Origin of the sequence: uncultured Chloroflexus sp. (genome assembly GCF_937129525.1) — a bacterium.
GTDB lineage: Bacteria > Chloroflexota > Chloroflexia > Chloroflexales > Chloroflexaceae > Chloroflexus.
Genome location: NZ_CAKZNK010000090.1, coordinates 1 through 9,158 on the forward strand (window position 1 = coordinate 1; position 9,158 = coordinate 9,158).

Sequence of the window (9,158 nt, forward strand, 5' to 3'; positions counted from 1 at the left end):
CTGCCCTGCTGGGGCTGGCCAGCCCTTTCCCCTTTTACCCTGCGCCGCTCTTTCCTCTTTAGACACGACCGCATTGCGCGAGCAGTGTCTGGATGTGCTACGCCCTTCCACCCCTGCCCTGCTGGGGCTGGCCAGCCCTTTCCCCTTTTACCCTGCGCCGCTCTTTCCTCTTTAGACACGACCGCATTGCAATACAACAGCGTCGCTCAGTGACTGCGCGAGATACCGATTACTCGAATCCCAAACCCCGTTCGCGCAGGCTGACATATTGCCCACGCCCAATCACCAGATGATCGAGCACTTCGATATCAAGCAACCGTCCGGCAGCCACAAGCTGGCGGGTGACCTGAATATCTTCTGGTGACGGTGTTGCTTCGCCTGACGGATGATTATGCGCCACGATGATCGCGGCGCTGTTGCGGCGTACCGCTTCTTTGAAAACCTCGCCAATGCGGATGGTTGCCGAATTGAGACTGCCGATATAGACCGTGCTGATCTGTTGCACCCGATGTTTCGTGTCGAGCAGTACCGTGCGTAAATGTTCCTGGTCGAGATGGCTCATCTCAACCATCAACAGCGCTGCCACATCGCCAGGTGAACGGATCGGGTAACGTTCATCGATCCCGCTCCGCGCCAGCCGCCGCCCAATCTCGAGCGCCGCTTTGATACTGGCGGCTTTACTCGCCCCGATGCCAGCGCGCCGGCAGAGATCATCGTAATCAGCCCACTGCAATCCCGTCCAGCCACCGTAATCATTGAGCAGGTGTTGCGCTAATTGCAAAACACTGGTTCCACTGAAACCTACCCGCAGCAGAATGGCCAGTAACTCGGCATCGCTCAATGCGCCGGCGCCAAGGCGGGCCAGGCGTTCTCGCGGTTGCTCACGGACAGGGATTTCATTCATTCGCAGTGAGAGCATATCTTCCTCGCGCTGCAATCACGGTTCTACTATGTATACCGCGCGAGAGAGCCAAAAGATGCGGGGAATTTCGTTAGTTGCTCAATTTCTTGCCGCAGTGTGGTTGAGAGCGTCTCACTGGCAAATAATGGTTGGCAGACGGCGCGCGCGTAACACAGCTTCGGTAGTCGATCCGATCACCAGATCGCTGAGCGGGTCACGATGCCCATAGCCACCCATCACGAGCAGATCGGATCGAGTCTGTTCGGCGGCGTGAATGATCGCCGGCGCAGCTTCGCCCCGTTCCAGAATGTAACCAGCCGCGATCTTGTAGCGTTCGAGATAGCGAAAGACGCGCATTTGCACTGACTCGGCGCCTGCATTGCTATCAAGTACAGTCACGATGTTTAATGCCAGTTGCCAGCGCGCGGCCAGATATGCTGCCAGATAGAGGGCCTCTTCCGCTTTGCGGCTTCCGTCATACGCCAGCAAGATCCGTTCAATTCGCTCGACGGCGCGTGGCACCGTTAAGACCGGTCGCACCGAGCAGCGCAAGATGGTACGTAAACCCGATGTCAGTCGGGCCAGTGGCGACGGGCCGGGAGGGTGATTGATCTGAATGGCGACCAGATCTACCAGCCGGGCACGGGCGCGGATCGCCCGGTCGATAGCGCCGGCTTCAATCGCGCACTCGCCGGCTACTCCGGCGGCAGCGCAACGTTCGACAAATTCACGCGCCACTGCCTGCGCCGCTGCCGAATCGCGCTGACGCATCACGCGCACAACGTGCAGTCCTAGCGGACGTACCGCTTCTCGTCTGGCCCATGCCAGTACCTGATCGAGCACCTGCCAGCCGTCAGGGTTGCCGTTAACCGGCACCAGCACCTCGCGAAACAGCCAGTGGGTTGGATCGAGCGTCCGGTTACGCCGCCAGGTCCCGGCTGGCGAAGCCGGCTCGAGGCTATCAGGAATCACTCGTTCGATGATCTGTTCGGCGCGGCCCGGCGTTTCGACCAGATCGTCCACCGCCTGGGCCAGACTTAGCTCCCAGCCGAGCTGTTTGCTCAATTCATCACGGTGCGCGCACAACCAGAGATAGAGATCGGTTTCGGTGCGGTTGGGGAAACCGCGTAACAGTCCGCGCTCGCGAATCAACTCGACGACCGGAAGGTACACCTGATCGTACCAGAGGCAGGCTGCTTCTTCCAGTGATGGAGTGTGTTCTGGTGTGGCGTGGCGTTGCTGGACGCGCGCGATCTGTTGACGTAACTGATCATACTGACCGGCAACGGTTACCCGCAGGTCACAGCCAGGGCGCAGTTCATCCAGTCGGGTGTCTTCCAGAAAGGCGGCGTATTCGCCGGCGATGATGATCTCTTCCAGCGTCATTGAAGGATCGATTGGCGCGCGAGACTGGAGTGGTATCACATACGCCTGGATGTGATCCATTCCCAACTGGCGAGCAACGGATACTCGATGGTTGCCATCGATCACAAAATAGACATCGCCGATCTGGTACACCTCGATTGGTGGCCAGCCGTGCATGCCATCAACGGCAGCCATCACGCGCGACCAGCGCTGCCAGTCATCATCACGACGCGGCAGGAAGCTGCGATTAAAATCGTGGTAGCGACCTACACTACCGACAATTGCCGTCAGCGGGATCTCGCGCAACTGGCGTTCGCCGGCCATTTTGGCCCGCAAGTGCTGGCGCACCTCTTCGAAGGGCAAAAGATCATCAGACCGACCACGCACACGGGCCAGCAGGTGTTCAAGATCGGCGCGCCAGCGCAACCGCTGAAAATCATGCAATGCCGCGACCATGCGGCCATCAGTTGGTTCTTCCATAGCAGAGATACTATATCACAACATGCGAAAAGGGCGACACACGCTATACTTCTCCATGCGTCGCCCTGCTTGTAGCCGGTTGACCGGCTGAAAGTTGTTTCCGCTGCCTTCTGGCCTGTTACCACCCGTTCAATTGAGCGGCTGCCTGCACCGCAGGCGCGAGAGCATCGACCAGTCCTTGCACCGAGCCGGTTGTGCCGCTCAGCAATAGATTCGGGAAGAGGCCAAGCGCAATCATCACCACGGCCAGCGCGCCAAGGGTCAGCAGCTCACGCCGTTGCAGATCGGGCAGGTCACGGTTGGCAGTGTTGCGCACTTCACCCATAAAACCAAGGTGAAAGACCCGCAATGCATAGACTGCGGCGAGAATGATGCCGATCACAGCGCCCAGGGCAAACGGCCAGCCTAACAGAGGCGATGTAAAGATACCCTGCAAGATGGTAAACTCGCCGACGAAGCTGCTCAAACCGGGGAGACCAGCCATTGCTAGCAAAGTTAGCAGGGTCAGGCCGGCATAGACCGGCGTCACGCTCCACAGGCCGCCAAATGAGCCAAGTTCGCGGCTATCGCGGCGCTCTTCAATCACTGCTACGATAAGCAGAAGGGCAGTCATAATGATACCGTGCCCCACCATCTGCAAGAGCGCGCCATTGATGCCGGTGCTGTTGAGTGTCATCACCCCCAGCGCGATGAAGTTCATATGACTGATCGAAGCATATGCAATCATGCGCTGCATATCGCGCTGTGTGAAGGCAATCAGCGCGCCGTAGATGATGCCGATAACGGCCAGAGTGGCGATGGCCGGCGCTGCCCACGACGCAATCTCGGGGAAGAGTGTCAGATTGAACCGGATCAGGCCGTAGATACCGAATTTGGCCATCAAACCAGCCATCATAATGGCCACCGGAGTCGGCGCAACACTGTAAGCGTCGGGCAGCCAGGTGTGGAATGGCCACAGCGCCAGTTTGATAGCAAAGGCAATAAAGAAGGCTCCGAAGAGCAAACGCGCAACCATCGGATCGATCGTGAAGAGACCCGAGCGCAGATCGGCCACGATCTGATTGAGGGCGAATGTGCCGGTAAAGCCGGGATCAACCGCCGCTACCGCATTGCGGTGCAGAATGTGCAGGCCGATGATCGCCAACAGCATCAGCAGCGAACCGCCAAACGTGTACAGGAAGAGCTTGAGTGCCGCTGTCGCGCGCCCATGGCTTCCCCACATACCGACCAGGAAGACGATGGGAAGCAACGCCAGTTCGTAGAAGACGTAGAAGAGCAGCATATCCTGGGCCAGGAAGACACCGAGAAATGCTGTCTCAGCCAGCAATAGCAGCGCCAGCAAGAGACGTGGACTGCGCGTCTGTCGTTGCCATGTCGCCGCTACTGCAAATGGAGCAAGAAAGGTTGTCAGGCCAACCAGCCATAAATTGATCCCATCGACGCCGATCAGGTAGCTTGCGCCAAAGGCGGGCAACCAGGCGGCCGAATCGACAAATTGCAGCGGTGGGCCAACGATGACCCCGGCAATTGGGCCATATGGCCCGGTGTAGAAGAGGCTGATAACAACGCCAGCAATGATGAGCGTTGCGATCGTAAATCCCATTGCTGTCCAGCGGTACAGAGCAGGTTGACTGCGTGGCAGCAACAGAATGGCGAGAGCGCCAAGTGCCGGAAGCCAGAGCAGCAGCGACAGGATGGGTAGGCCGAGCAGATTCATAGCGCCAGACCTTCTTTCATTGTCTTCAAAAAAATACAGACCAGCACAGGTGACGTTGCCCGATGTCACCAGCGCAAAGCTAGCGTAGCTCAAGAACCTCTATGACTGCTTCGTCAGGGGGTTGCAATCAGGTGGTGTCGATAGGCTGATCGATCCAGCGTGCCGATTTTGGTTGCACAACTATCATCGTTTGCGCAGATCTGATCATAGTTTTAACCAGAAAACTGCTTGTGACTTCGCCTGTTACACGCTGTTGCCTACCGAACTCTGATTGCGTGACAGTGAGTGTGGTTTCCGCTTTGTGACAGAACTCACGTTTGTGACAGAACTCACGTATGCGCCACGCGCTGAGTGTTATAGCTCGATTCCGCTTTCTTGTCAACTGTCAGATCACAAGCTCTAGATGGTTTTTCTTAGCTTTTTGTGAGACAAAAAGGTTTTTAAAGGTTCAGAACAGTCCAGTAAATTGTGACGATAATCACAAAAATGACGTTGCTGTAATGTTAGGATCAATGCGCTATCCATATGCTGCTACAGGTTGAGTTGCGCATGCCGGATTGGTCAGTTTGCGTTCTGTTGACCGGTAACGGGTATAATACATCCGACCCGCTGTGAGCAGGTGTGCTACAATGCGAAGGGATGCCTATGAATGCTACGCTTCGCCTGATTGACACCCATCTTCATCTCGCTTCACTGCAATTCGACGAGGATCGCAGCGATGTGATTGCGCGCGCGCTCAATGCCGGCGTTGCAGTGATGATCGAAATCGGCTACGATCTGGCCTCCAGCCACGCGGCGTTGGCGCTGGCCAATGCCCATCCGGCGATCTTTGCCGTGGTTGGTATTCAGCCCAATCATCTCCACGATCTGCCACCCGACTGGATCGAGCAGATCCGAGCGCTCGCGGCCCATCCCAAAGTGGTTGCAATCGGTGAAATCGGGCTTGATTATTACTGGATGAAGTCGCCGCCCAGCGCGCAAGAAGCGGCGTTTCGCGCTCAGTTGGCGCTGGCCGGCGAGCTTGGCCTGCCGGTCGTCATCCATTCGCGCGATGCGATGGCTGAGACGATTGCCGTTCTGCGCGATGCAGCGCGCGGCCCAGGCGTGATGCATTCTTTCTCTGGTGATTGGGAGGCAGCGCAGGCATGCCTCGAATTCGGTTTCTATCTCTCGTTTTCCGGGTCGCTGACCTTCCCTAAATCGACTGCGCTGCACGAAGTTGCTCAACAGGCGCCGCTTGATCGAATTCTCATCGAAACCGATAGCCCTTACCTTAGTCCACATCCTCATCGCGGTCAACGCAATGAGCCGAGTCGGCTCATCTACATTGGCCAGAAACTGGCCGATCTGCGTCGGCAACCATTGCCCGAACTTGCGCCCCAGCTCTGGCAAAATGCGCTGCGCCTGTTCCCGCGTTTGGCGGCAGCTTTAGCACAGGTGTAGATATTGTGACAAACCGCTGGTCAACAACTCAACCATTTCGACTGATTCATTTCTGGTGGACGTTGCCGGGTTTTGTCCTGATTGTGCTGATGACCGGCTCCGTTGCGCGCAGTCTGGCCGAATCAGGCTGGGCAGATGGCCTGTCCATTTTACCGGCGGTGGTCGGGATGGCATTGGTGACAGGATTGGCGCTGGCCGTTTGGCCGCGCTTGCATAATTGGGCGGCGCATCTTTTCTCATTGGGGTTGGCTGTTGTCTGGATTGTGCAACAGCTTGGACCTCTGCTTGATGAACGCCTGGTGAGCTGGCGTGATTGGGCGGTCGAACTGACAATCAGGGTGATCAGTTGGGTGCGGGTGCTGACCGGTGGTGGGCGTGGCGAAGACATTGCGCTATTCGTGATGGCGCTGGCTGCCCTCTGCTGGTGGCTGGCCTATGCTACTGTTTGGTCGGTATTTCGGCGCCAACGGCCATGGCTGATGATCGTTACCAATGGCGCAGTATTCCTCATCAACTATACATACGTCTGGCCAAAGCCCGATCTTGAGGCGTTGGTCTTCATCGCCAGTGCCTTACTTTTGCTGGTTTACCATCACGTCATGCAACGTCAGTTAGTCTGGGAAGCGCGCCAGATTAGCTATCCTGATTTGCTGCCACTACGAGCATTGTGGGCAGCTACAGTGGTTGGCGTAGCGTTGATCGCAGTGACGGCCATCTTGCCGGCCCAGATTCCGTCTGAACGCGCCGCGCAGGCTTGGGAAATGCTGCGCGCGCCGTTTCGCGCGGCCCGGGCTGCCTGGGAAGATGCGTTTAGCACTATCAACGCGCCGCCAGGGGCCGGTAGTGTCTCGTTTACAGCCCGAGTTGCGCCCCTTGGTGGCGCGCGCGTGCCGGGGTTCGATGAAGTGATGCTGGTGCGTTCGTCTCGCCTCGATTACTGGCGCGCTGTGGCTTTTGACCGGTACGATGGCACGGGTTGGTTAAACACTACCGGTGAATTGGCTCGCGCGGCTTTGGGCGTTACGACCGCCGAGCAGGCGCGCACGCCGTTGGCTGCCGGTGAAGCCGTTCCACTTGCCGATCGACGGCTACGCCAGGTCATTACGCAGACAGTAACGCTGCGGCAGGATCGCAACGATGACCTTTTGTTGTTCGGAGGATCGCCGCAACAATTTAGCCTGCCGGCCAATCTTGAGCATTTGATTGTTCGTAATGAGAATGGCGGGATAGTTCCGGTTTACGATGACCTCGCCCTGATCACCTCTGCCGCTCCACTGGCTGCCGGCACTACCTATACTGCCACGGTGTTGACCTCGCTGGCCGATGTGCGCAGTCTGCGCAATGCCGGCACTGATTATCCCCAATGGGTGCGCGATCGCTACCTGCAATTACCGGCCAGTTTGCCGGTGCGGGTGCGCGCCGAAGCCGCTCGCGTGATTGCCGCTGCCAACGCCGAAACACCGTATGATCAGGCAGTTGCCATTCAGGATTATTTGCGCCGGTTGACCTATACTGAGGATATTCCACCGCCGCCACCGAATGTCGATCTGGTTGATTGGTTTCTCTTCGAACAGCAGTCCGGGTACTGTGATTACTTCGCTTCGGCAATGGTGGTGATGTTGCGCTCGGTCGGAGTCCCGGCGCGCTGGGTGCGTGGCTACGCCAGCGGTGAGTTTGACCCCGAACAGGGCGTTTATGTGGTGCGCGAAAATGTGGCGCATAGCTGGCCGGAAGTCTATTTTCCCGGCATCGGTTGGGAGCGGTTTGAGCCAACGGCGGCTGGCTACACGTCGTTGCCGCAGCGGCCATTGCAGTCAGACTTCGGCGAGGAAGGCGATGCCGCAGTCAGCGCCAGCGGCGCTACGCTTGATCCTGGTCGCTTTGAAGAGCTGGAAGATGGCGAGATTGCATCGAGCGGCGTTACCGGTGACGCGGCGAATGCTCCTCTGTCTGATAATCGTGACCTTGCGGCAAGTGGCGGGGCGCTAGAGTGGTTGTGTCCGCTACTGATTATCGCGCTGATCGTTGTTGCGGGCTGGTTTGGGCCTCGCCTGTGGTTGCAACGGGAATTGCGCGGTCTGCGCCTGGCCGCTGCCGCCTACGCTGAGATGGGATGGCTGGCCAGCCTCGCCGGTCTCGCTCAGCAGAGCTGGGAGACCCCGCGCGAATTTGCTCAGCGACTGGCAACGGTCTTACCAGAGCATGCAACGACGATTCACGACATTGCTACCGCTTATGTCGCAGAACGTTACCGACGGGGATCAGGCGCTCGGGTGCCTGCCGAGTCGGCCCGTGAGATGCTCCGCCGGGCGTTGGTGCGCTATGCAATGCAGCAGGCAGTGCAGTGGGTCTGGTCGCCGACACGGGGGCGCATCAGATGACAAACCCGGTGTGCGTTCACTGACAGGATTGCTTCCTGATTTGATCGCTTTTGATCCGGAGCCTGGCTTCTGACATGGCATGTCAATCACCCAGGCGTTCTAATCCTGGGTGATTGGTGAATGCGAGTGTCGATTGCATGTTGCTCAGAGTATCGACAGGCCGGGAAGTGGGCATGATCGCGAGGATGGCGAAAAATATCCAGGTGTTACAAACCCGGTTTTGAGATGTTACCAGGCCTTATCGCTTCCCTAATTCGCCGTGTTGCCAGCGAATATTTCCCCGCAAGAGCAGATTCGATGAGCGCAACTTATAGGCCAGATCGGCAGCCATATTTCGCATAACCAGATAGCCAATACGTGGATTGCGATGACACAAAGCCGTGAAGTCATGCTCGCGGATGACCAGCAGTACGCACGGGTCTACGCAACTGACCGTTGCCGAGCGCGTGGCGCCGCCGAGCAGCACCATTTCGCCAAAGCTCTGCCCGCTGTAGAGCAGGTTGATGGTCGAAGGCGAAAATGTGCCATCACTGTTGCGCGTCTTGATCGAGATCCGAACGCATCCCTCGTGGATGATAAATAGCTCGTCTCCCTCATCACCCTCGTTAAAGACGATTTGATCGGCACCGAGCCGACGCACTTTGCAAATCGTCGCAATCTGCAACAACTCTTCGTCGCTCAGACCGTGCAGCAAGTCCACCCGCCGCAGATTTTCCACCACACTCTTATTCATACCCCCCTCCCCCAGCGCGATCCCGGCTCATCGTGTGACGGCGCTTCGATCCCCCTATCGGCTATCGGCTATCGGCTATCGGCTGTCGCCTATCGCCTAGTCGTGTGACGGCGCTTCAAGCGGCATGGTGCGACGCTT

Annotated in this window: 6 protein-coding genes; 2 read left to right on the forward strand and 4 right to left on the reverse strand. The window is 57.8% G+C overall.

What is annotated here, in order from left to right; translation table 11 throughout:
* Positions 1-229 precede the first annotated feature (229 nt).
* The 3 genes from radC to Q0650_RS11275 all read right to left on the reverse strand — a co-directional run bounded on the left by radC (position 230) and on the right by Q0650_RS11275 (position 4,463).
* The gene (radC, locus tag Q0650_RS11265; protein ID WP_298819000.1) at positions 230-919 is read right to left on the reverse strand and encodes a DNA repair protein RadC; all 690 of its coding nucleotides are present in this window, start codon (positions 917-919) and stop codon (positions 230-232) included.
* Positions 920-1,033: 114 nt separating this feature from the next.
* Positions 1,034-2,746 carry a universal stress protein gene (locus Q0650_RS11270; protein WP_298819001.1) on the reverse strand — a complete coding sequence of 571 codons (1,713 nt, stop codon included), beginning with the start codon at positions 2,744-2,746 and terminating at the stop codon, positions 1,034-1,036.
* 118 nt (positions 2,747-2,864) lie between these two features.
* Complete coding sequence (locus tag Q0650_RS11275; protein WP_298819003.1) at positions 2,865-4,463, reverse strand: NuoM family protein; 1,599 nt, start codon at positions 4,461-4,463, stop codon at positions 2,865-2,867.
* A 645-nt stretch (positions 4,464-5,108) separates the two neighbouring features.
* On the opposite strand from Q0650_RS11275, the gene Q0650_RS11280 reads away from it, so the two are divergent.
* Positions 5,109-5,906 carry a TatD family hydrolase gene (locus tag Q0650_RS11280; protein ID WP_298819005.1) on the forward strand — a complete coding sequence of 266 codons (798 nt, stop codon included), beginning with the start codon at positions 5,109-5,111 and terminating at the stop codon, positions 5,904-5,906.
* Positions 5,907-5,911: 5 nt separating this feature from the next.
* Positions 5,912-8,287: a transglutaminase domain-containing protein gene (locus Q0650_RS11285; RefSeq protein ID WP_298819006.1), complete on the forward strand. Its 2,376-nt coding sequence runs from the start codon at positions 5,912-5,914 to the stop codon at positions 8,285-8,287.
* Positions 8,288-8,525: 238 nt separating this feature from the next.
* Here Q0650_RS11285 and Q0650_RS11290 read toward each other — a convergent pair whose 3' ends face one another.
* Complete coding sequence (locus Q0650_RS11290; protein ID WP_298819007.1) at positions 8,526-9,020, reverse strand: Crp/Fnr family transcriptional regulator; 495 nt, start codon at positions 9,018-9,020, stop codon at positions 8,526-8,528.
* Positions 9,021-9,158 lie beyond the last annotated feature (138 nt).